Annotated in this window: 21 protein-coding genes; 19 read left to right on the top strand and 2 right to left on the bottom strand. The window is 46.7% G+C overall.

Annotated elements, in window-relative coordinates; translation table 11 throughout:
• Positions 1-95 precede the first annotated feature (95 nt).
• From ACO5JD_RS03065 to ACO5JD_RS03145, 17 genes are all read left to right on the top strand, one after another.
• Positions 96-935 carry a hypothetical protein gene (locus ACO5JD_RS03065; protein ID WP_484987483.1) on the top strand — a complete coding sequence of 280 codons (840 nt, stop codon included), beginning with the start codon at positions 96-98 and terminating at the stop codon, positions 933-935.
• A 30-nt stretch (positions 936-965) separates the two neighbouring features.
• Positions 966-1,955: a dihydroxyacetone kinase subunit DhaK gene (locus tag ACO5JD_RS03070; protein ID WP_484987485.1), complete on the top strand. Its 990-nt coding sequence runs from the start codon at positions 966-968 to the stop codon at positions 1,953-1,955.
• Between the two features lie 60 nt (positions 1,956-2,015).
• Positions 2,016-2,660, top strand: a complete 645-nt coding sequence (locus tag ACO5JD_RS03075; RefSeq protein ID WP_021625794.1) for a dihydroxyacetone kinase subunit L — start codon at positions 2,016-2,018, stop codon at positions 2,658-2,660.
• A 74-nt stretch (positions 2,661-2,734) separates the two neighbouring features.
• Positions 2,735-4,429 carry a dihydroxyacetone kinase family protein gene (locus ACO5JD_RS03080; RefSeq protein ID WP_484987487.1) on the top strand — a complete coding sequence of 565 codons (1,695 nt, stop codon included), beginning with the start codon at positions 2,735-2,737 and terminating at the stop codon, positions 4,427-4,429.
• 352 nt (positions 4,430-4,781) lie between these two features.
• Positions 4,782-7,238: a response regulator transcription factor gene (locus ACO5JD_RS03085; RefSeq protein ID WP_484987489.1), complete on the top strand. Its 2,457-nt coding sequence runs from the start codon at positions 4,782-4,784 to the stop codon at positions 7,236-7,238.
• A gap of 208 nt (positions 7,239-7,446) precedes the next feature.
• A complete protein-coding gene (locus ACO5JD_RS03090) occupies positions 7,447-8,133 on the top strand; it encodes a DUF5027 family lipoprotein (protein WP_035438370.1) in 687 nt (228 codons plus the stop codon).
• Positions 8,130-8,984 carry an ABC transporter permease gene (locus ACO5JD_RS03095; protein WP_021625790.1) on the top strand — a complete coding sequence of 285 codons (855 nt, stop codon included), beginning with the start codon at positions 8,130-8,132 and terminating at the stop codon, positions 8,982-8,984. Before ACO5JD_RS03090 ends, ACO5JD_RS03095 begins: the two co-directional genes overlap by 4 nt.
• Positions 8,981-9,826, top strand: coding sequence for a hypothetical protein (locus ACO5JD_RS03100; RefSeq protein WP_021625789.1), 846 nt, complete (start codon positions 8,981-8,983; stop codon positions 9,824-9,826). The genes ACO5JD_RS03095 and ACO5JD_RS03100 overlap by 4 nt, the downstream gene beginning before the upstream one ends.
• A gap of 1 nt (position 9,827) precedes the next feature.
• Entirely contained in the window at positions 9,828-10,496 is a 669-nt protein-coding gene (locus tag ACO5JD_RS03105) for an ATP-binding cassette domain-containing protein (RefSeq protein ID WP_021625788.1), read from the top strand.
• Positions 10,497-10,501: 5 nt separating this feature from the next.
• On the top strand, positions 10,502-11,134 hold the full coding sequence (locus tag ACO5JD_RS03110) for a DUF5028 domain-containing protein (protein ID WP_484987491.1): 633 nt from the start codon (positions 10,502-10,504) through the stop codon (positions 11,132-11,134).
• 260 nt (positions 11,135-11,394) lie between these two features.
• Positions 11,395-14,130, top strand: coding sequence for a helix-turn-helix transcriptional regulator (locus ACO5JD_RS03115; protein WP_484987493.1), 2,736 nt, complete (start codon positions 11,395-11,397; stop codon positions 14,128-14,130).
• A 110-nt stretch (positions 14,131-14,240) separates the two neighbouring features.
• The gene (locus ACO5JD_RS03120; protein WP_021625785.1) at positions 14,241-14,768 is read left to right on the top strand and encodes a DUF2712 domain-containing protein; all 528 of its coding nucleotides are present in this window, start codon (positions 14,241-14,243) and stop codon (positions 14,766-14,768) included.
• Positions 14,769-14,874: 106 nt separating this feature from the next.
• Positions 14,875-15,567 carry a hypothetical protein gene (locus ACO5JD_RS03125; RefSeq protein ID WP_021625784.1) on the top strand — a complete coding sequence of 231 codons (693 nt, stop codon included), beginning with the start codon at positions 14,875-14,877 and terminating at the stop codon, positions 15,565-15,567.
• A 17-nt stretch (positions 15,568-15,584) separates the two neighbouring features.
• Positions 15,585-16,421, top strand: coding sequence for a hypothetical protein (locus ACO5JD_RS03130; RefSeq protein WP_484987495.1), 837 nt, complete (start codon positions 15,585-15,587; stop codon positions 16,419-16,421).
• Positions 16,418-17,263, top strand: coding sequence for a hypothetical protein (locus tag ACO5JD_RS03135; protein WP_021625782.1), 846 nt, complete (start codon positions 16,418-16,420; stop codon positions 17,261-17,263). Before ACO5JD_RS03130 ends, ACO5JD_RS03135 begins: the two co-directional genes overlap by 4 nt.
• A gap of 1 nt (position 17,264) precedes the next feature.
• Positions 17,265-17,933, top strand: a complete 669-nt coding sequence (locus ACO5JD_RS03140; protein ID WP_021625781.1) for an ATP-binding cassette domain-containing protein — start codon at positions 17,265-17,267, stop codon at positions 17,931-17,933.
• Positions 17,934-17,938: 5 nt separating this feature from the next.
• Positions 17,939-18,586, top strand: coding sequence for a DUF5028 domain-containing protein (locus tag ACO5JD_RS03145; RefSeq protein ID WP_021625780.1), 648 nt, complete (start codon positions 17,939-17,941; stop codon positions 18,584-18,586).
• A 175-nt stretch (positions 18,587-18,761) separates the two neighbouring features.
• Here ACO5JD_RS03145 and trxA read toward each other — a convergent pair whose 3' ends face one another.
• Entirely contained in the window at positions 18,762-19,079 is a 318-nt protein-coding gene (gene trxA, locus ACO5JD_RS03150) for a thioredoxin (RefSeq protein WP_021625779.1), read from the bottom strand.
• A gap of 123 nt (positions 19,080-19,202) precedes the next feature.
• Here trxA and ACO5JD_RS03155 point away from each other — a divergent pair, with 123 nt between their 5' ends.
• Positions 19,203-19,790: a hypothetical protein gene (locus ACO5JD_RS03155; protein WP_021625778.1), complete on the top strand. Its 588-nt coding sequence runs from the start codon at positions 19,203-19,205 to the stop codon at positions 19,788-19,790.
• Positions 19,791-20,049: 259 nt separating this feature from the next.
• Positions 20,050-21,744, top strand: coding sequence for a glucose-6-phosphate isomerase (pgi, locus tag ACO5JD_RS03160; protein ID WP_484987497.1), 1,695 nt, complete (start codon positions 20,050-20,052; stop codon positions 21,742-21,744).
• Between the two features lie 138 nt (positions 21,745-21,882).
• Here the strand turns inward: pgi and ACO5JD_RS03165 are convergent, their stop codons facing one another.
• Positions 21,883-23,115: a hypothetical protein gene (locus ACO5JD_RS03165; RefSeq protein ID WP_484987499.1), complete on the bottom strand. Its 1,233-nt coding sequence runs from the start codon at positions 23,113-23,115 to the stop codon at positions 21,883-21,885.
• Positions 23,116-23,441 lie beyond the last annotated feature (326 nt).

Below are 23,441 nucleotides of genomic sequence, written 5' to 3' on the forward strand. Positions count from 1 at the left end.
TCTTGGTATTGCCATTACATGTGGTTGTACCGACGGGAATGTGATTTTGCTAACAGCGGTATATCGCCATCGCAACAAGGGTTTGGAATAACTATATGAGCAAGGGCAAGCAGACACATAAGAGCAAAAAAATTCCTCAGGCGGAGGATGGTTCGGTGAACTCTGTCGAGCAGGATATCACTGCTGCTATTGACGCTGCTACCCCTGCGGCGCGCCGTGAGTCAAAGAAGGCAGATGCTCAGACTGAGGCACCCGAAGAACAACCTACTCACAAGAGCGTTTGGAAAAAGACCGAAGACGGCGATTTGATTGTCTCGGAAAATCCTCTCACAAATGCCAATAAAACCAATGAGCGCGATGAGCGTCGTCGCCAGAAAAAACGCATTGAGCACCTGCGCAAAAAATATGGTCTTGAGCGTATGACTGAGCGCAAAGAGCCCTTGCCTATTTCGGTGGGCATGCGTATTTGGACTATCGTTGAGGTGCTTGCGCTCAGCGCAGTGTGGATTTTTGCTTTTAATCTGCTCTATGATCGTCTAAGTGACATCATGGCAGGCGTTGGTCTTGCGGTGCTTTTCTTTGGCATATTGTTTGCCATGCACGTGACTCGCGGTCTGTTGGAGTCGCGTCGTCGCTACGACGTAAAACCTTCGGCCTCGACAATTCACTATTACATGCAAATGCTGCATTACGACGTCAGATGGTGGGGCCTTATCACTTTTGGAGTGTATGCGGCTATGTGGTTTGTCGAGCGTTTACTGCCTATTAGTGGCACTGCAATGGATGTGGTCTATATCGCTTGTGCTGCTTATCTGGGTTATGTCTGGACTATCAAGTACAAAGGTATTGAGTTTGTGCCCTTTACCTATATGGAGACTATTTTTTGCCTGATTGCGATGTTCTCCAATTACATCGTGTTTTTTGTCGTTCGCTAAGTTGCCACCGCGCAAAAGAAGGGATGAGCTATGAAAAAGATCATCAACGCACCCGAGAACTATACCGACGATATGCTGCGTGGCATCTACGCAGCTCATCCCGAGGTTACTTACGCCGAGGATGACCTGCGCTGCTACTGCATTGCCAAGCCCAAGCCCAACAAAGTTGCCATTATCACTGGTGGCGGTACGGGACATTTGCCCCTCTTTCTGGGTTATGTAGGCGAAGGTCTTATCGACGGCTGCGGTGTTGGCGGCGTATTCCAGTCCCCTTCGGGTGAGCAGATTTACAACATTGCCAAGCAGGTTGAAACAGGTGCTGGCGTGTTGTTCCTTTATGGCAACTACACGGGCGATATCATGAACTTTGACATGGCGGCCGAAATGCTTGATATGGACGACATTGAGACTCGCTCTATTGTCGGCGCTGATGATGTCAATTCCAACGCAAATCCTGAGGCGCGTCGTGGTGTTGCTGGCATCTACTTTATGTACAAAGCTGCTGGTGCCAAGGCAGACCAGGGTGGCACTTTGGATGAGGTTCTTGCAGCTGCAAAGAAGGCCGGTGATAATGTCAGGACTGTTGGCTTTGCTCTGACTCCCTGTGTTGTGCCTGAAGTTGGTAAATCTAACTTCACTCTTGGCGACGAGGAGATGGCCTTTGGCATGGGCATCCACGGCGAGCCCGGCGTTTGGAATGGTCCCATCAAGATTGCTGATGAGCTAGCAGAAGAGTCTCTCGACATTATTCTCAAGGATATGCCCGTGGCAGAGGGTGAAGAAGTTGCCGTACTTATCAACGGCCTCGGTGCCACCTCTGGTGAGGAACTCTACATTCTCTTTGATTCGGTCCGTCGCTATCTTGATGCCAAGGGTATTAAGGTCTACAAGGCTATCGTCGGCGAATATGCTACCTCAATGGAAATGATGGGTGCCTCTATCTCAATCTGCAAGATGGATGACGAGCTCAAGGGCTATGTTGACTACCCCGTGAATACCCCCTTCATCTGCCAGAAGTAAGAAATGTCTGGGACAAGTAGGTTCTGCTTGTCCCAAGTTACACGCAAGGAAGGAATCCTTATGGACAAGATGGGCGTAGAAGACGTTATTGAGATGTTTGAGAGCGTAGCTGCTATTTTCGCTGAGAAGAAAGAAGAACTCTGCGAGATGGATGCCGCTATGGGCGATGGTGACCTAGGCCTGACGATGAATAAGGGTTATGCCGCACTGCCTGGCTTGCTTCGCGATAACTCTGCCGAGGGTGATATTGGCAAGATGCTTGCAAAAGGTGGCATGAAGATGTCCTCGGTTGTTCCGTCAACAATGGGCACCTTGATGAGCTCGGGCATCATGGGCGCAGGTAAGGCTCTCAAGGGCAAGACCGAGCTTGAACCTGCTGACCTTATCACCTTCTATCGTGCTTTTGCTGATGGCTTGGCAAAACGTGGCAAGACTCAGCTGGGCGACCGCACCATTCTTGATGCGCTGGACGCAGGTGCAGTGAAAGCTGCAGAGGTAGATCCCGCAGAAGGCTTCTTGGCTGTTGCCACTGCTGCGGTTGAGGGTGCCAAAGCAGGCGTTGAGGCTACCAAGGATATGATTCCTAAGTATGGTAAGGCGGCAGTTTTTTCTGCTAAGGCCAAGGGCGTTGCGGACCAGGGTGCTGTGGCTGGTTGCTATCTTGATACAGCCATCTTGAACTACTTCCAGGCCAAAAACGCTTAGTTTATCCCTTTCCGGCGGGCGCGATGGGCCTTTGGCTGTCGCGCCCGTTTTTTCTAGCTTTTAAAGGAGATCCAATGCTATATAACGATCCTAAAACCTTTCGTGAGGAAATGCTCAAAGGCTATGCAGCTGCCTATCCTGAATATGTTGTTCAGGTGCCAGGTGGTGTAGCTCGTGCTACTGAAATGCCTGAGGATAAAGTTGCCGTTATCAATGGTGGTGGCTCAGGTCACTATCCTGCATTTTGCGGTATTGTTGGCGACGGATTCATGGATGCAACAGTGGTCGGTAATGTCTTTACTTCACCTTCCACCGATGATGTTTTGCATGTAGCAAAGTCTGTCGAGCACGGTACCGGTGTTTTTATCGTTGGTGGTAACTACGCAGGCGACAAGATGAATTTCAACCTCGCGCGTGACGCTATGCGCAAGGAAGGAATCGATGCGCGTACCTTCTACATTACCGATGATGTAGCTGCAGCAAAGCCCGAAGAATGGGAAAAGAGACGCGGCAACGTTGGCACTTTTACCGTATTCAAGTCGGTGGGCGCCGCTGCGGCTGAGGGCAAAAGCCTTGATGAGCTTGAGCGTGTGGCAAAGCTTTCCAATGATCGCGTGCGTACGATGAGCATGGGTTTTCGTGGCTGCACATTGCCAGGTGAGAGCGCGCCCTTATTCCATGTACCCGCAGGCAAAATGGAGGTAGGTCAGGGCATTCATGGCGAGCCTGGTGTTGGTGAAGCAGATCTTGCGTCTGCAGCAGAGGTGGCAAAACTGCTAGTAGACCGCGTATTGGCAGAGGCTCCAGCAGACGACAACAAGCGTATCGCTGTTATTCTTGATGGCTTAGGTTCCACTAAGTATGAAGAGCTTTTTGTGGTATGGGGCACCGTGCGCGACTTGCTTGAAGAACGCGGATATACCTTGGTTGAACCCTTGGTGGGCGAGTTTGTCACCAGTCTTGATATGGAAGGCATCGCACTTTCTGTTGAATTCTTAACCGATGAGTTGGAGCGCTACTGGAAAGCTCCTGCATCCACTCCTGCATTCCGCAAGGGTGCAAGCGAAGGGCTGTCTGGTGCTCGTCGTGAGTATGCTGCAGTAGCCGACGCAAGCAAGAGCTACGTTGCGGGTTCCGAGGCTTCTCGCGTAGCTGCCTCCTATATCGTTGATGCGTTTGACCGCGTGAAAGCAGCGATTGCTGAGGCCGAGCCTGAACTTGCAAAGATTGACGGTGTAGCAGGCGATGGCGATCACGGTCGCGGCATGGTAAAAGGAACGACTTTTGCTGCTGAGGCAGCGGCCGAGGCATATGCCGCAGGCGCCGCCGCGGGTTCTGTGCTCATCGAAGCAGGTAAGGCTTGGGCATCTAAGGCCGGGGGTACCTCTGGAGTGCTGTGGGGAGAAGCCCTCGAAGCTGCTGGCAAAGTTGTAGGCGACAATGCAGATAACTACGATGCAACGATTGCGGCGGCTGCAGTTAAAGCTGCTTATGAGCGTATGCTTGGGCTTGGTGGCGCACATCGTGGTGACAAAACCATGCTAGATACACTCATTCCTTTTGCCGAAGCACTTGAGGCTGCAGCACAAGATGGATCTTCTCTTGCTGATGCGTGGGCAAGGGCATCTGAGGTTGCCGATCAGGCTGCCAAGGATACCGCACAGCTTGTCCCCAAGGTTGGTCGCGCGCGTCCTGCAGCGGAGCGTAGTCTAGGCACCCCTGATGCGGGAGCTGTGTCGATGGCTTTAGTTATCCGCACGGTGATGTAGTGAGGAGTTAGCGTACGAGTAGGCTCTACATAATCTAGAATGCTGTGCAACATGAGCGTCTTTCCTGCTTGTGCTCTCTAGCAAACGAGGATGATACAAAAAAATAAGAGGGATGCTTTGGGTTGACTCTAAAATTTCTAGAGTCAGCCCATCGATATATGAGCCATCAAGTAAGAGTAGGGGGTCTATACTTTGGTCCATAGCAAGCAGTAATTCTAAAGAGATGATGAGAGGCGAGAGTACCCGCATGCGAAAACGACAGGCTGACATAGTTTGGGGAGCTCTCATAGCGCTTGCTTTGATAGTTATACGACCCTGGCAGAGAGGGGATGCGCTAAGTCCGGGCATATTTATGTATTTTGCGGGCGGAATAATTATTGGAACTATTTTATGTCGCAAGTTTTTACAGTCTCATCATTCAATTTCAGCGAGAAGAGCTCGCTGGATTTTTGTTGCTGGATTTCTTACTTGCTTCGTTTCGATATTTCTTTTCATTGATGATTTGTTTAATGTGATGCATATTCAGGGACTCATTTTAAGGGTCTGGATTATAGAAGTATTGCTTCCGATATGTCTCGTTGCCCTTGGTATTCTTTGCGTAGCATCATATATGGCGAGAGCATTGAGACGCACTCAAGAAGGACAACAAGAAGCTCATAGTGCAGTTATTCCTTATGAGTTTCCCCTTCTGATGCTTGCAGGATTTTGCCAGTCTATCCCGCAGGTTTTTCCCGAACAACTGTCGGTTGGTTATTATGTGCTATCTGCCATTGCAACGTTTTTTGCAGTATGCGTTTTGTTGCATTGCCTGACCCCATTTAAGCAATCACCTGAAAACACAGCGATGGGTAAGAATGCTGAAGTAGAATACGCGCTTAGCCAAGCAGTTCAGGAGTTTAGATTATTTGCCTGCGGTCTTCTTATGTGGGATGTGGTAACTCGCGTAGTTAATATGACAGTTGTTGGCATGGGCGCATGCGTACTTCTTATTCTCGCGTTCATATTACTTGTGAAATCAATGCATGAGTTGCAGAGGCAAAAGGGCTCCCCCGTTGTTGTATCGATGCCAAAAGAAAAATCTGATATTGTACGCGTAGCGTGTATAGAGGCTGGTCTTAGCGAGCGTGAAATTTCAGCAATTGAACTGATGCTGGCAGGAAAAACTTCCTCTGAGTCCGCCGAAGTGCTTGGTATTAGTGCACCTACGGTGCGCACATATCTCAGACGATCCTATAAAAAGCTTCATGTTGCCGATGCCCAAGAATTGGAATCACGTTTTCAGGACAACAAAGAGAACAATCTTGACTCGGTATCAGAAACAATAGCGAAGACCTGCATAGAGCAAAGCGAAAAAATTATAGATAGTGTACAAGCAAACAAAATTCAACAATTATTGTGTTTGCCGATTTATGTTTGGTTGTGCGGCCCGTTATCGTTAGCTTATTTGCTGCTCTTCCCAATCGGAGCTGCTATGCATCCGTGGGGTTTAGGGCGTCATATAACGCTGGGCGTTGCCTGTGCCTGTATTTTATTTGGTGCCTATAAACGATATCTTTTTACTCGTCGTTTTGATGAAGCATCAGAAGTTCTTAACGAGACGAGTACAAAGCGATATTGGATACTCTTTAGCTTGTGTCTTCTATGGGCAGTGGGTATCTGTGCGGTATATCACCTGAATTATGTCCAGACAGAAGACTGGCCTAGGGACTCAATAACATCCTTATGGTATCTACTTGCGTTTGCAATCCTTATGGTTTGCTTACTGATGTGTGCACGTATTGCCATTCGAACGATATGTATTTCTGATCTTGTATACGCCATTTCAAGCGCGTCATGTTTCGTAGCATTTTCTTCGTTTGGTACTATTTGCTGGGTAATTGCAGTTGGTATTGCCGCAGTCCTCTCGATAGCCTTTATCCGATTGTCTGGGAAGATGACAGAAAATGTGGGAGCTCTTCAAGCGGCGAGTGACCAGCCATCATTTTTTAGCGAAGCTTCTCCTGCGAACTTTGCAATGTTTGTTGTTGCGTTTGGGATTGGCGTCACATTTGAGGAAACGTGGCGTATCTCTACCTGGCTTTGTATGTTGCCCATGCTTGTTCCGTTTATTACGACTTTAACTTTATTTTCAGGAATGATGTCCGTAAAACACAGAGGTGATAAGCAACGTATACCTTTAATTATTGTCTCCATAGCTAGTTTGATGTTGGTATTGCAACAGGGAATCTGGAGCATATGTCCACTCGCTCTTTTTATCTGGTGTGCGTTGATGCTTGCACAGTTTTTGGCAGCGTATAGCGAAGGTAATCGCTCGGGAACTAGACTAACGTCGTTGCCAAGATACCTTATCTGCTTTGGTTTGGGTATCGTTGTAATGTTGGTTGCAGTTGATAAATACGCACAGCTGCTCTCAGCGCATCCAAGCTATCTTTTGTGGTTGGGTGGACCAGCTGTGTTACAACAGGTCTTTTTGTTTTTCGCCGGTATAGCATCAGTGTCTTTGAGTGCTTCTACAGTTGTTTGCGGTATGCATCTCTATAACAGAATTGCGAGTAACGAGCTTTTGGAGAAACTGCCTCTTTCTACCGATGAGCGGATACTTCACTATCTGGAATCCCGCGGTTTGGACGAGATTCAGTCTCGCGTATCGTTGGGCATCGTGCGCGGTTTTAGTATAAAAGAAATTGCTACCCGTATGGGCTACTCTCCTTCCGCAATAGGTGCCGCTCGAACCAGTGCCTATAAGGTACTTGATGTTCATGAGCGCAAGGGTCTAGTGAACTGTATATTGCGAGGTATAGGCATGTAATCAGCCATCCTTCCTAACTCTAGTGCCCTGATGACTAGTAAAGAGTGAGCAGCTAACCAATCATTGACCTCACTAAGGGCGCCCGAGAAATTACAAAAGGAAGGATGAGATTATGTTGCACAAAAAGCCCTTCGCTTTAACGATTGCTGCAGCGCTGGCAATGCTTCTCTCATGCATGCCTAGTTTTTCATGTTAGAAGGAGCTGCTGGTGAATATTAAAAAAAGCGAAATGCGAACCATCAGATTGCTTGCGGTACTTATTGGCATAGCTGCCATAGCTTATGGTGGGTGGCTTTCCTACCAATATGTTCTAGCCAGGCAGTCTGATCAGATAGTAAAAGAATTTAAGAGGGATAAAAGATTTAAGGGGTCCATGCATCAGACTCTGACTTTAGATTCTAAAAAAGACGTGGTGGATATCCCAGACGGAGATCCAATGGGTGTGTATTACGACTGGTCTGGCGTAATGCAGGCGACTGTAGATTCATACAAGGTATTTGATAGTCCTAAAGAGGCTGGACTCAAGGTTGGTGAATATGGGGTTACACCAACAAATGACAAAAAAAGTAAATTTGCACTTGTAACGTTTACCCTCAAGAACGTGAGCGCTACTCCTAGTGGAATCTTGGGCAATCACGATGGGTATAGTGTATCTGTATTTCACCATAACGCGACTAGTGAAATAGATTACTTTAACCTTGCGACACACGCACATTCTGAGCATGAATATTTAAATTATGAGCTGGGAATTGGTGAAGAAAAACAGATAGAGTTGGGATTTTATCTTGATCCAGACTCTGATGAGAATTCTTCAGAGTTTGTGATTGGTATTGATGGCTCTGCAGTGCAGTATCACATTCCGCTTGTTGAAGAGGCGGAAGGTGATAAGAAATGAGTCAGCTTCTCAAGATTGAGTTCTCCCGTGCATTTTGCAATAGAAAGTATTACGTAGCTCTCTTTATCGTTGTTGCTCTGGCATTAATAAGTGCCCTGTATGGAATTCAGCGTCACGAAATGTTACTTATGAAAGAGGCTTCCCCTACGGAGTGGGGAGCAACATCCATGGATGGCTGCTACGTTTATTGGATGTCTCTTGATGATGTGGTGCCCTTTGAGGGGCTGCTCTATCAGCTTGCTCCACTGCTCGCTACTATTCCTTATGCATGCTCCATGCGCCAAGAGCTTGACTTTGGCTATGCAAACCACATATTTTCCCGTACTCCACGCAGCAAGTATTTCATAGCAAAATATCTTGCAACTTTTGTTTCGGGGGGATGTGTCACCCTTATTCCCTCTACAGTGAATTTTGTAACGCTTGCGTGCTTTGTTCCCGCATATGTACCCTCGGTTGAGCAGCTTTTGTATACTGGCGTCTATCCTGAAATGCCTTGGTCACATCTTTTTTATACCAATCCATTGCTCTATGTTGTTCTATATTCGCTTGTGGCTTTTTGCCTTTGTGGGCTATGGGCTGTGGCAGTACTTGGGTTGTCTTTTGTTGTACATAATCGTGTCGCGCTAGTTTCTGGTTCCTATCTTGTTGCGCTTTTATCGGGCTTTGTATCCACGCGTATATATGTAATGCTGGGCTATGTTGTATTTCCAGAATTTAGCTTAATAGAACTGATGAGGGCATGCGAGGTAAACCTCTCTCACACGTTCTTTGTTATGGGCGTTTGGGCATTTACTTTGCTTGTAGTATCTCTTGCCCTCCCCATGTTCAGACTTGGGGATGATGTATTGTGAGCAGGTTTGCAAAATTTTTCTTGCTTGATGTCAGGGAAGGTCTACGACGTACGTGGCTCTGGTGGCTACTATCTGCAATAGCAGTTTTCTTTTTGGCATTTTCTTTCTTTTGGAATGCTGCAACAGCTGGTGATGAAAATCTTGCTTCGCAGCTTACTATGGGGGACTATTTTTTTAATCTTGTTGCAGGGGGGAATGCCTTTAATTCTCTCAGTTCTACTCCGTTTAAGCTTCCTATCAGTTGGTTTGTACCTTTATTGTTGTTGGCTTATATCACCTTATGGTATCCCTACCGTGACCTAATGGGTTCAGGTAAAGCAATGATGATCGCGAGCGGGTCAAGATGGGCGTGGTGGCTTGCAAAATGTGCTTGGATAATTGTCTGTGTTGTGAGCTATTGCCTGATTGCGCTGGTAGTAACCGTTGTGTTTGCCCTTATTGCAAGATGCGATAAATCTTTACACGCAACATTTTTAGCTGCGATGTTATTGCGTTTCCAAGATGCTGTTAACGTTGACCTTGCAAGCTATAATATTGTGTCATTTTTACGTACGGTACCCATAGGTATTTGTGCCTTATGTTTGTTACAGCTTACGATTTCTTTAGTAGCACGACCCCTCTGGGGTTACGTGACAACGGTGAGCATTTTGTTTATCTCTGCTTTTATAGAGCACCCCCTCCTTTTGGGCAGCAATTTGATGGCCATTCGCAGTACAGCCTTTGCTGCGCATGGGATCACCTCCGAATGGAGCCTTGGTTTGGGTGTAGCAATCACGCTGCTTTCAATTTTTCTTGGGGGCTATTTCCTTACAAAGACAGACATCCTCGAGAAAGAAGCTTGATATGTCAGTAGAAATTAATAATTTGAATAAAACAATCCATGGTGTGACTATCCTTAGCAATATCTCAATGAGCATGCCTTCTGGATGTGTGACTGGTTTGGCTGGAGTTAACGGATCAGGTAAAACAATGCTCATGAGAGCAGTAGCTGGGCTTATACGTCCAAACTCTGGAACGATAGATATAGATGGGAATCGTTTATGGCGTGATATTTCCTTCCCGCCAAGTGTTGGGCTGTTGATTGAGAATCCTGCCTTTTTGGACGATCGCACTGGCTTGGAAAACCTGCAGATCTTGGCGTCTATAAAAGGAATTGTGCAAGAGAACGCCCTTCGCCAAGCTCTCGAGGAGGTTGGACTTGAGCCAGATGATAAACGCAAGTTTCGGAAATATTCTCTCGGGATGAAACAGCGCTTAGGAATAGCGGCTGCAACGATGGAACAGCCAAACCTACTGCTTTTGGATGAGCCAACAAATGCCCTTGATTCTGATGGTGTTGTCCTGTTCAAACATATTCTCGCTAAGGCTCGCGCAAGAGGTGCAACATGCATAGTTTCTTGCCACGATGCTTCTGTGTTGCGGGAAGTTTCAGACAGTATTTACTACCTCGCGGAGGGTCATATTGATGGCTATGAAGAATTGACCTCTGTTAACAATCTACAGAGGAGCTGACTGCTATGAGTAAGAAAAGAATCCCGCTATTTGTGGCTAGCTTAATTGTGGTAACTGCGCTGATAGGAGTGCGCATTTGGTGGATAAACGCGCATCGCATCGAGACTCCTGTGCAATCTTTTCCCATGAACCAAGAGATAAAACTAGACGGTGCATTTCTTGATGATATCAGTGAGGACACAAATGGGTATTCGCTCGTTGTCAAAAAGGCACAAATTATGTCTGCTAACGAATATCTGCAGCGTTATTCTCGCGATGATGTGAAGAGTGTCGAGGGTGGGGATACACCGAATACGCGAGTTGTTCTTGAGGTGGAGTTCCGCAATTCGGGAAGCACGGGAGTATTTAATATCATCAGTTCCTGGGTAACAGGTAAGCCTAGTCGTAATACCTACTATCGTACGGATACGGAGCTTTGGGAGCATCGTGAAACCAAAATTGGCGGGAACTACGCGGCAGTATCGATAAAGGATGGCACTACATATACCACTTTCATACCGTTTTATATGCTGACTAACCCTCCTTTTCTTTCCCCTTATAAGGAGAAGGCTTCTACCTATGCAACCATTAATGAAAAGGAATTCGACTACCTGATTGCGACAAAACCTCAGCAAATGAGGGTTAACGTGCACGTTTAAAGATACTTCTTTTTTATAAAGAGAGGGTGAACTCTGACGTGCAAGCGATTAGATCGCTCTGATCTTTATGCCAACATCCTATTAATTGAAGCCCAGCACAATGGACGACGCATATATTGTTGCGCCGTCCATTGTGCTCGCAACGTCTACTGTGCAGTTGTCTCCAGTTCTTTGGTGTAAGGTTATACGCGGAGCAGCTGTGAGAAAGCGGAAGGATGTACATGAGAAGACGGCCATCCGATATCGCATGGGGAACTCTCATGGCTGAAACTCTGCTTACTGTCCGGTTGTGGCAGGGAGAGGGCCTAGGATATCCTGGCATATTTGTGTACCTAGCAATGGGCATTATGGTAGGCGCCGTGTTTTATAACAAAATCGCGCATACAGACTTTTTTACAGTGGCTCATGGAGGTGTAGTTTTACTTATCGTTGGGTATGTCGTAACGACATATACCGCACTGCTTTTTACAGTATATTCTACGGGCTTTATAGAGCTTCCCTTTATGGGTGAGCTGTATTGGATATGGGAATTGCTGCCCCAGACACTCGTCATGGCTTCTGGCGCACTTTGTATGTTGAGCTATGCTGCACGCGCCCAAACTTATGCTGATAAGGCAATTCAAGAAGAGGATTTGACGGTTCGTCATGGATTCCCTTTACTTCTTCTTGCAGGATTTTGTCAGTCGTCCTCGCAAATTTTTCCAGAACATCTATCACTTGGATATAACCTAATTTCTGTAGTTGTCGCGCTTGTTGCAGCGCTTGTGCTCCTTCATTGTGGCAGCCCACAGACAGATAATGCGGCAGCTAATCCCTCTGAAGAGAACTTGGGGAGCAAGGATGACGCAGCACAGATACAAACGGCTGTTGCGGAGGGGACGTCTACAAAAAAAGAAACTATTGCAAAGGCGTATGCTCTAGAACAAGGTTTTTTACTAGCGGACAAGTTGGCAACACAACGCGCTGTCTATATGGGGCTTTTTGCTTGCGGACTCTTTATATGGAATGTAATGACGCGAGTCGTGAGTATGTATAGGGTAGGCATCATTGCCTGTGCGCTTCTTGTTCTTCTTTTGATACTACTGGTGCTGTCACTTTGGGGCGTAGTAAAAGACCCCACAAGTCCCATTGAAGATGACCAGCTGGAAGAAAGGCTTATTGCAGTAAAGTCACTGTGCGCTGAAGCAGACCTCAGCAATCGCGAAACGGTGGTAGTTGAGTTGATGCTTAAAGGAAAGACATCCGCAGACTCTGCTAAAGATTTAGGCATTAGTGCATCAACGGTTCGCACCTATCTTCGACGTTCCTACAAAAAACTTGGCGTTGTTGATGGTCAGGAACTCATGTCGCAACTTAATTGGGCAGATGATAGTACAAGCGCTCGTAGTGAGGAAGAGCCTCAGGCTAATGAGAACCACAGTTTTCAAAACATCGATTCTTTGGCAGATGTTTCTCAAGGTGAGTGGGGGCTGTCTGGGCAACTGGAATGGATGCAGCGGCTAAGTTTGCCAAGTTGGCTACATCTCCCGAGATGCCTTGAGCTTTGTGGACCTATTTCACTTATTTATTTACTCTTATTACCCATAGGCGCCACCAATCAGCTCTGGGGCTCAGGTCGCCATATCGTACTTGGCGTTGCTCTTGCCTTTGTTGTATGCGGCGCTCTGCGTTTGTATGCAGAGTTTCATCAGACAGAAGAAAAAGATGAAGAGGACGCTGTAGCCTTTAGTGGTATAGAAAAATTTTTATTGGTTGTAGGCATCGTTTTTATGGTTGGCATATGTGTAAAGTACACCCAAACTTATATACGCGTAAAGGATGACGGGTTGTTGGACTTTGCTGCCCTAGGGTATCTACTCGCGTATTTCAGTCTCACTTCATGTATTTTTTTATGTATCAGAGCAGCAATTCACACAAGTCGTGCATGTGAATTTATACAGGCTATTGCTGTTGCAGCGGGGATGATGGCCTTTTCGTTATTTGGAGACATTACTTGGCTTATTGCGATTGCTGTGTCAGCGGCTTTTACGGCTTTATTTGTAGTCGATACTACGTGGATAGTGAGTGATGGAAATACATATGAGCTAAAAGGGGAGTGCTCCCAACGGATGTCTCAGCTACAAACTGGTGCGATGCACGTGGCTACTATAGGTGCTGCCGAGCGAATATCGCTCTGCCTACTCGCCTGTGCACTTGGTTTCGTTTTTGAGGAGTCGTGGAGAATTCACACGCTGCTGTGCGCGCTCCCTGCGTTTGTTCCATTTATAGCAACGTTGGTATTCCTGTCGGAATTTATACTGATAAAACACCGTATAGCACGCCTTCTGATTCCTGTAAGTATCGTCTGTGTGAGCGGGATGCTACTGATAGCGCAGCAAGGCATTTGGAATATATGCCCCTATATCATTTTTGCTTGGTGTCCCATGGTGGTTGCGGCCGTATTCGTGCACTATCCGTGGCTGTCCTCCATTTTAGAAGAGCTATCTCCAGTAAATGGATTATCGTCTGTGCGGCATATCGCGTCGGTTTGTCTTATTTGTTTTGGCGTTGGAGCAGTTTTTGGCTCAATTGCAGTTGATAAGTATGCAACCTTGCTGATAGCAAATTCATACTACTTTGAATGGTTGGGTGGCCCCACCATCCTAAGGCAGATTTTTTTGTTTTGCTCGGGCATGGGATCGGTGTTGGCGTGTGCCGCAGCCATCTTCTGCTACGTACAGATATCTGGTAGGATTTCTAGCTATGAGCTGACCGATAAACTGCCTCAGTCACTGGACGAGCGTATTCTTTATCTTTTTGCATCCCGAGGACTCAGCGAAATTCAAGCCCAGTCGTTACTTGGCGTAATTCGCGGACGTACAACAAGAGAAATCGCTTCTCACCTGGGATATTCCTCTTCTAGTATTAGCGCGGCGCGTTCAAGTGGCTACAAAATTCTTGGCATCTCAAGTAGAGATAAGCTTGTTGACTTTGTTTCACATGGTTTAGGCATGTAAACAGCCCGTTCTTCCAACTCTGGTACCCCTGTTGACTAGCGCTACACGTGCTATCGCACAACAATCTGCCTTAGTACAGGCACCCGGAGACTTTGAAGAGAGGAAGAGGCATGCAACAAGGTAGAAAGCGCTGTTGTTGGAAATGGGCTGTGGCGGTAGCGGTATTACTCATGTGCGTTCCAGTTAGTCCCGCGTTCGCACATCCAATCAATGAAGATGATGTTAATCCTCTTACAACGCCCCCCGAGACAAAAATCTTATTGAGGCGTATAACAGACGACGAATACTATGCATTCGAGTTATCGGCATTTAATCGTGGGCAAAGCACGCCGGGGCGGAAAAAAGACGACACAAGTCCCACGTATGTAAACATCGCATATTTAAATAACTCAAATTACAACGGCACGGCAAGGATGTATGTAGACGGAGCCAAAAGCAAAACAGGCTCATGGAAAAACATGACTGTTGGCGGCTATGCGCCCATACTGAAGAAAGGGCAGTGGTGCATACACAACAACGTGAAAGAAAGTGGATATGACTACGCACGTCTGAGAGGTTGGTTTGTTAGGGGATCTAAGGTAACCGTATCGGGTGTTTGGAGTCCTGACAGCATGTATTCATATCCATCGATGAACTAGCTTCTTGTTAAAAAACTAGGAATAAAATTATGAATCACTGAGGTTATGCATTACGTTTCCGGGTGTCTTTATCGACTTTGAAAGAGTTGTTTGAGGGAGAGTTATTGTGGCAAGGATAGCTCAAATCACAAAAAGTGAGAAACGTGCCTTAAAGTTGCTTGTAGCTTTTACCATAGGATCCGTGTTGATATATGGAGCTTGGCTTACCTATCAGTATGCACTTTTAAGACAAGCTCACCAAGAGGCCAAGGAATTTGAACAGAGTGAAAATAAGCGTATGCATGGAGCAATGCACACAACAATTACCCTTGACTCCAAAAAAGATCTAAAAAAGACATCATCAGGCGATTCATATGGCGTGTTTTATCCATGGTCTGGAACGATGCAAGTTACGGTTGATAAGTACGAATTGTTTGATTCTCCAAAAGATGCGGGTCTTGCCGTTGGAGAGTACCATGAGTTATCGGCTGAGTTTAAGACATATGGATTTGCACTTATTACCTTTAGACTAAAAAATATCGATGCGAAGCCTTTTCATAGCGACGATGATACATTTCATAGCAGTGTCTTTAAATACAATTTGGGATCGGATGTTTCCTACTTTAATAACTCAGCTTATACACTTGGACAGCCAGAATACCTTCACTTCAGATTAGATCCAGGTGAAGAAAAGACAATGGTTTTAGGGTTTTATCTGGACACCGATCCTTCAGACCAGCCAGCCGAGCTCACTATTGGTGTTGCTGGGTCAGAGATGTACCACCACATCTCCCTGAGTACAGAGAAAGATGACAAGTAATGATTCGCTTGCTAAAAATGGAGTTATCACGCGCTTTTCGCAATAGACTATACTATGCCGTTCTTGCTGTAGGCATTGTCTTGGCTCTGTTAAGCGCAATTCCTGGTATTCAAACCCATTTCGACATGATTCCAAAGCAGCTTTCTCCAACGAGCTGGGGTCCAACGAATTGGGATAGCTGTTATGCCTTTTGGATGTCAGTGCATAATGTGGTTCCGTTTGAGGGTTTGTTTTATCAGTTGGTGCTTCTGCTTGCAGCAATTCCTTATGCCTGCTCGATGCGTCAGGAGCTCGAATTTGGATACGCAAACCAAGTGTTTTCACGTGTAAGTCGCGTAAAATATTTTGTTGCAAAGTATATTGCAGCCTTTATCTCAGGCGGTCTTGTTGCCCTCATTCCGTCTACGATCAATCTTATAGTACTTGCCTGCTTTGTCCCAACATATACTCCTTCGATTGAAAATGTTATTTATACAGGTGTCTACACCTCTGCCCTCTGGTCAGAAATTTTTTATACAAATCCGCTGTTATATTGCGTGCTTTATTCGGCTATTGCATTTTGTATGTGCGGCTTGTGGGCAGTAGCCGTGCTCGGGCTATCTTTTCTTATTCGCAATCGCGTCGCGCTCATTTCAGGCACATATCTCGCAGCCATTCTTTCCGATTTTATTTCTGATCGCTTATATCTGATTGCTAGTGGAGTGGCTCATCCTGAATTTGGGTTGCCGCAGCTCATACGGGCATTCGAAAGAGACGCTACACACAGTCTCACCATAGTAGGCATTTGGATGTTGCTTCTTTTAATTCTATCGCTGGTGCCTTCACTATTAAAATTAAAGAGAGATGTATTATGAGCAGGTTTTTTAAATTCTTTATGCTAGATATCAGGGAGGGTTGGCGCCGCTCGTTAGCATGGTGGTTAGTTGCAGCAGGGGTTTTTCTTATTCTTCCGGTTGCATTTTATTTAAGCACACTAAATCTACGAGCAGAAGGCATAGCAGCTCAATTTACCTTAGGAGATTACTATTTTAATCTTACTGCGGGTGGGCTTGCCTACGATCCGACAAGCTCAACACCATTTACGCTGCCTATTAGCTGGTTTGCCCCCATTCTTTTGTTAGCATATATCACCCTGTGGTATCCCTATCATGATCTTATGGGTTCGGGCAAAACCATGATGATTGCAAGCGGCTCACGCTGGTCGTGGTGGCTTGCAAAGTGTGCCTGGATAATTGTTTATGTTTGCATTTATTGCCTTATTGGATTTGTATTGACAACATTTTTTGCGCTGATTATTGGATGTGATCATTCTTTTATTGCAACAGATACATCAGCTTTATTACTTAGATTTGATAGCGTAATAAACTTCGATGTTACCAGTTACGATATCATGTCATTTCTTTATGTGGTGCCCGTGGTGCTCTGTGCACTCTGCATGCTGCAGCTTGCGATATCACTGCTTTTTCGTCCGCTGTGGGGCTATGTAGTAACGATTAGCATTCTTTTTGTGTCAGCCTTTTCGGGAAATCATTTTTTATTGGGCAATTCTTTGATGGCAATTCGGAGCACTGTGTATGTTGCGGATGGCGTATCACCCCTATGGAGCACCTGCCTTGGATTGATAGCGATAGTGGCCTCTGTGGTTATTGGGGGCTATTTCCTTACAAAGACAGACATCCTCGAGAAAGAAGCTTGATATGTCAGTAGAAATTAATAATTTGAATAAAACAATCCATGGTGTGACTATCCTTAGCAATATCTCAATGAGCATGCCTTCTGGATGTGTGACTGGTTTGGCTGGAGTTAACGGATCAGGTAAAACAATGCTTATGAGAGCAGTGGCAGGACTTATACGCCTAAACTCAGGAACGATAGATATTGATGGAAAACGCCTCTGGCGTGATATATCCTTTCCTCCAAGCGTGGGTGTACTTATTGAAAACCCAGCATTTCTTAATGACCGCACAGGTCTAGAAAACCTACGTATCTTGGCTTCCATTAAGGACTTGCTACAAGAAGACGATCTGCGACAAGTCATTAAAGAGGTGGGCCTTGACCCAGATGATAAGCGTAAGTTTCGCAAATATTCCTTGGGTATGAAACAGCGCCTAGGTATTGCTGCTGCAATAATGGAGCGTCCAGACCTACTCTTGTTAGATGAGCCTACCAATGCGCTAGATTCTGATGGTGTGGCTATGTTCAAACGCATAATTGCCCGTGAACGTGAGCGTGGTGCAACCTGTGTCATCTCTTGTCACGACGCATCAATACTGCGTGAGCTCTCCGATCAAATCTACTACCTTGCAGAAGGCCATATTGATGGCTATGAAAAGCTTGAGCCTGCCACCCACCTTGCGAGGAGCTAAACACTATGAGCAAAAAAAGAACTCCTTTTGTACTAGCTGCCTTAATTGTGGTGACTACTCTTATAGGCATACGTATCTGGTGGGTTAATGCCACACGTATTGAGACTCCAGAGCAAACGTTTTCGATGAATGAAGAAGTAAAACTAAACGGAGCCTTTATTGATGATATTAGTGAGGATACCAACGGCTATTCTCTTACAGTCAAAAAGGCACAAATTATGTCTGCTAACGAATATCTGCAGCGTTATTCTCGCGATGGTGTGACAAGTGTTGAAGGTGGAGACGTACCCAATACAAGAGTTGTACTTGAGGTGGAGTTTAAGAATTCTGGCAAAAAAGACGGTGGTAACTTCAACTATATTTCTTCATGGGTAGTAGGGAAGCCCGACAAAAATACATTCTATCGCACAGACAGCGAGCTTTGGGAACATCGTGAGACCAAAATGGCAGGTAAGAATTATACGGGAATTGGTGTAAGAACGGGCACTTCTTATATCACGTATTTACCTTTTTATTTAATTCGTGATGAGGGGCAAGAGTTTTTTGGTCCAGCTGAAAAAATGGACTCCGAATTTGCAACGGTTAAGGAAAAGGAATTTTACTATCTTTTGGCAACAAAACCCCAACGCATGGTTGTTGATATACATGTCTAGGTAAATATTGGTTAGAAGTGCTATACCACCCTTTTCCCGCATCTAAAAGGAGACGGCATAAACTTAGCAAATCGCTTGTCGTGTCACTTTATATGCTCAAAGCCAATCCACCTTGGAGTGAATTGGCTTTTTGTTTGTACTGCCTAATGACTGAATTGAGCTTCTGCACGAACCCTTAGAGGTTGGCCTCAATTTGGCTGATAAGGGAAGATTTGGGCATGGAGCCAACAAACTGCTGGGCCACCTCGCCACCCTTAAAGAGAATTAAGGTGGGGATAGAGACGATGCCGAACTGCTGAGCAAGCGCAGGTTCTTCGTCAACATTGCACTTATACACATTGAGTTTATCGGCCATCTCGTCGGAAACTTGCTCGACAACAGGACCCATTGCGCGGCAGGGGCCACACCAAGATGCCCAAAAGTCTACAAGGACGGGTTTGTCGCTGGACTTAATATCGTTAAAGTTGCTAGTGGTGAGCTGCTTGCTTGCCATGGTTGGTTCCTCTCGTGAAAGTACCGCATACAATACGGGATGCGCCAGTTTTAGGCGCGCTTATTTCCTTGCTTTGACGTATACCCAATTTCTTACGCCGCAATCGCTCATGTAGAATTGTTTGTGAAGAATACGAAGGAAAGGCGGCGGACGTTCGTGGTTGCCAGTCAATCAAGTCGGCGTAAGGCATACCTTGCCAAGACGCAAGCGGAACTTGCGTCGCTGGCGGGGCGTGGCGTGGTAATGAGCGGCAATGCTTTTTCATCGCTGCTGCTGGTGAAGGGTGACCTATCACCTGAGGAACGTGCGGGCGGCGAGCTGCTGGCTGGTGCCGATGGTAAGGCGTTGCGACAGGCATTTGCGGCGCTGGGTTATGCGCCTGAGGATTGGACTGCGTTATCAGTGCTGCGTGCAGATGGCAGTGTTATGCAGTCAGAGCTTTTTCGTGAGGCAGTGGCAGCACTGGAGCCTACAACGCTGGTGGCGCTTGATGAAGTTGCAGCGGACGTTGTGCGTTCTGCTTATGTGAATCAGCTGGCGGAAGTTGAAGAGTTGGACGCGGCACTGCTTAAGGCTGGTCTGGTTGTACGCGTGTTGGGTATGCGGGTGTTAAACTTGGGCGGTTTTGCAAAGTCGCTGGAAGATCCACAACGCAAACAGTGGGCATGGGCCTGCCTCAAGCGAGTTCCGCCGCTGGGTGAGCCATATTAGGCATGGCGATACGAGCCATAGCGGCCCTAGCGACATGTGGGCGTGAATGCGATTTTCTGAACTATTTCATTGGCTGCAGCCCAAACTCCGCTGAATTGTTTCATTGGTTGAATCCCAAACTCCGCTGAACAATTTCATTTGCATAAGATTCTCTGACAACTGGGGCGCCCAGGTCAAAAATTGGGTGATACGGTGGTAGGCTATGCATAGGTAGCACTGTATGCCGCGGGCAGATCCTGCGGCAGGAAAAGGAGTAGCTATGGCAGCAATTTCCGCACCTATTGATGCGACCCAAACTCCCGCATGGCAAGCACTTCAGGAACATCACGACAAGATGGTTGCTGATGGTTTTAACCTAAAGCAAGCTTTTACCGAGGATCCTCAACGCGTTCAAAAACTCTCCTTTGATACTTCGGATTTGCATTTTGATCTGTCGAAAAATTTGATTGACGATACTACGGTGTCGCTGTTGGCAGACCTTGGACGTGCGGTGGCCCTAGAGGCTCGTCGCGACGCAATGTATGCGGGCGAAAAAATTAACACTACCGAGAATCGTGCAGTGCTACACACAGTCTTGAGGCGCCCCGCCGCCGATAAGGGCAAGGTTATGGTGGATGGGCAGGATTGTGTTGCTGACGTGTACGAGGTGCTAAATCGCATGTATGCCTTTGCTGAGCGCGTCCGCTCTGGCGAGTGGCGTGGTGTGAGTGGCAAGACCATCAAGCACGTGCTCTCAATTGGTATTGGCGGCTCTGATTTGGGTCCGGTCATGGTGTATGAGGCGTTGAAGCCTTATGCGACTGCGGGTATTGACTGCCGCTATGTATCAAACATTGATCCTAATGATATGGCAGAAAAGACTCGTGGTCTGGATCCTGAGACAACACTGGTCATCATTGTGTCCAAGACGTTTACGACGCTTGAGACATTGACCAATGCGCGTGAGGCAAAGACCTGGCTGCTCAAGACCTTACAGGAGGCGGGTGCTATTGATGGATCAGACGAGCAAGCGGCTGATGCAATTCGTAAGCATTTTGTTGCTGTGTCGACCAATCTTGAGCTAGTCGAGAACTTTGGTATTGATCCTGAGAATGCCTTTGGTTTTTGGAGCTGGGTTGGCGGTCGCTATTCGGTTGATTCTGCAGTGGGCTTGTCGCTGATTGTTGCTTTGGGACCCGATGTCTGGCGTCAGTTCCTTGAAGGTTTCAACGAGTTGGATGTCTACTTCCAAGAGACGCCGCTTGAAAATAATGTTGTGGCGCTGATGGGCTTGCTGAACGTTTGGTATAACAACTTCTGGGGAACTACCAGCCATGCCGTGTTGCCGTATTGCCAGTACCTGCATCGTTTCCCTGCTTATTTGCAGCAGCTTACGATGGAGTCCAATGGCAAGGCAACACGTTGGGACGGCACACCGGTGACGTGTGCCACAGGTGAGATTTTTTGGGGTGAGCCTGGTACCAATGGCCAGCACGCTTTCTACCAGCTAATTCACCAAGGAACTCGCAAGATTCCTGCGGACTTTATTGCTTTTGCCAATACGGCCCATCCTGTTGTTGATGGCGACCAAGATGTACACGAGCTTTTCTTGGGCAATTTCCTTGCGCAGACAAAGGCGTTAGCCTTTGGCAAGACTGCAGATGAGGTGCGTGTTGAGGGAACGGCCGAATGGATGGTGCCTGCGCGTGTATTTGAGGGTAATCGCCCGACAACCTCTATTTTTGGTGAGGCGTTGACGCCACATGCTCTTGGTGAGTTGATTGCGCTTTATGAGCATATTACCTTTGTTGAGGGTACGGTGTGGGGTCTTGACTCCTATGACCAGTGGGGCGTTGAGCTGGGCAAACAGCTTGCAAAGCAGATTACGCCCGCTTTCCATGACGATGAGGCGTTGGCGACTCAGGATGCAAGCACACAAAGCCTGATTGCTTATTATCGCACCCATAGAAAGTAAGTGCTTTTAACTTGGTGTGAAGTAGCCTCAGCTTGAGTGAACTACCTCCCATTTCCTGTGCCCAAAAATGGGAGGTAGTTCACATAGCTGGGGCTATTTTTATCCCGCGTTCTATCAATATGGTGGCGTCTGACCGGGTTAAAAGGCCGAATGTCTAGGACTTGCTAGGCTCAAGCGTTCGAGGAGTTGAGTGCGCATGTCGCGTAACTCACGAGTATCAGCAGTCTTGACGAGGCTGATGGTGCTGTTCGTGAATTTTTGCGCCTGGCGTTCTAACGCCCATACTACTTGGTCCATGCGTCGTGCATTGAGGAAATCGTTGCTCAAGACGGGGATTACCTTAATACCCAGCGCTTGTATATCTCGCGAGCGTCTGCGATCTGCTGCTTGGTGGCTGATTTCCCTTTTGCGCCAGCGATCAATCTGGTCGGTGGCTATGCCAGCTTGCAGAGGGTCAAAGTGAAATCCGCTACTTTCATATTCCAAGTCACAGAGCCACTGTGGATAGTACAGATCGGGGTGAAAATTATTTCGACCTACATATAGACGCACATCGTCTGGGATTGAAATTTTTGGGTTGAGGATGGGTTGCGGAAGGCCGTATCCACCCAACTCTTCAGGAAGCGTCAGCGTGAGGGCAAGGGCGGTTTCCATTGGCGAAGCGGAATTATCCGCGCAGTACTTAAGAGCAGTCTCGAGTTTGTGACGGTATCTGCGCATATTTGCCGCTTTGATAAAGGCTGCTATGCGTGCACATGTTGTAGCAGGATAGTCACAATTAACAAAACTTCGTTCTTTGTAGAGAGAGCCATCGCGTTGTGGGCGCAGAGAATAACGCCCACAGAATTCCATTATTACAAGCGCAAGGTCAATAATATCTAGCTTAGGGGCAAGTTGCATGATGGTGAGCTCGGGACTCGAAATCGCGAGACTTGGATCAATGGGAAATATCGCTTCTGTGAGCAACTTGCGTGACAGCATAATCGTACGAGATTTTGTGCGTCGATATCGGTGATTTGGGTTGAAGACTCCCAGCTCTAAAGGGTGTTCTGCATTGATGGCACCTTTATCGATAAATCGACTGAGATCTGTCTTTGCAAGAGGGCTGACGCTGTCAAAGTCAAAGCTGCTATCTTCAAGAGTATGCCCAGATGGTGTGGATAATTCAGAATTGGACGCCAGCTGTTCAGCGCAGAGCGTTGAATGAAATATAGCTAAAGACTCTGCGTTTGGAATGCCTTTGTCTGCAGGAAATGAAAGTTGTATCTGTGGCAGGTCAACAAGAGGCTCCTTGATGGCATTTCCCCGATTTGAATGACTGCGGATAATGCGCGTGAGGAGTAACGCTGATAGTCCGACAACAATTTCCAATTTTGCCCCTTAAGCCAAAAAAACATCCACACTATTCACCATATAATTAAAATACATATCCAGTAACCTGCGGTTTTTAGATATATAAATATAATAGTGTGGATGTTTTTTGCTGTCATTTGAGAAAAATGAAAATATATACACCCGTAAAGCCCCATATAGAATGGGGTGAATTTTTGGCCTATTGCTCCACCGTAGAGAAATGTGCCTCACAAAAGTGCAGGTAAAGCTAGGTGTTTTTGAGCTAAATTTCACGCCCCGTATGTATGGGGCAGAATTGCTGGCTAGAGTCCTCTATGTACTGAGGTCATATTACTCATAAGTAT

The organism is Olegusella sp. (assembly GCF_057238325.1).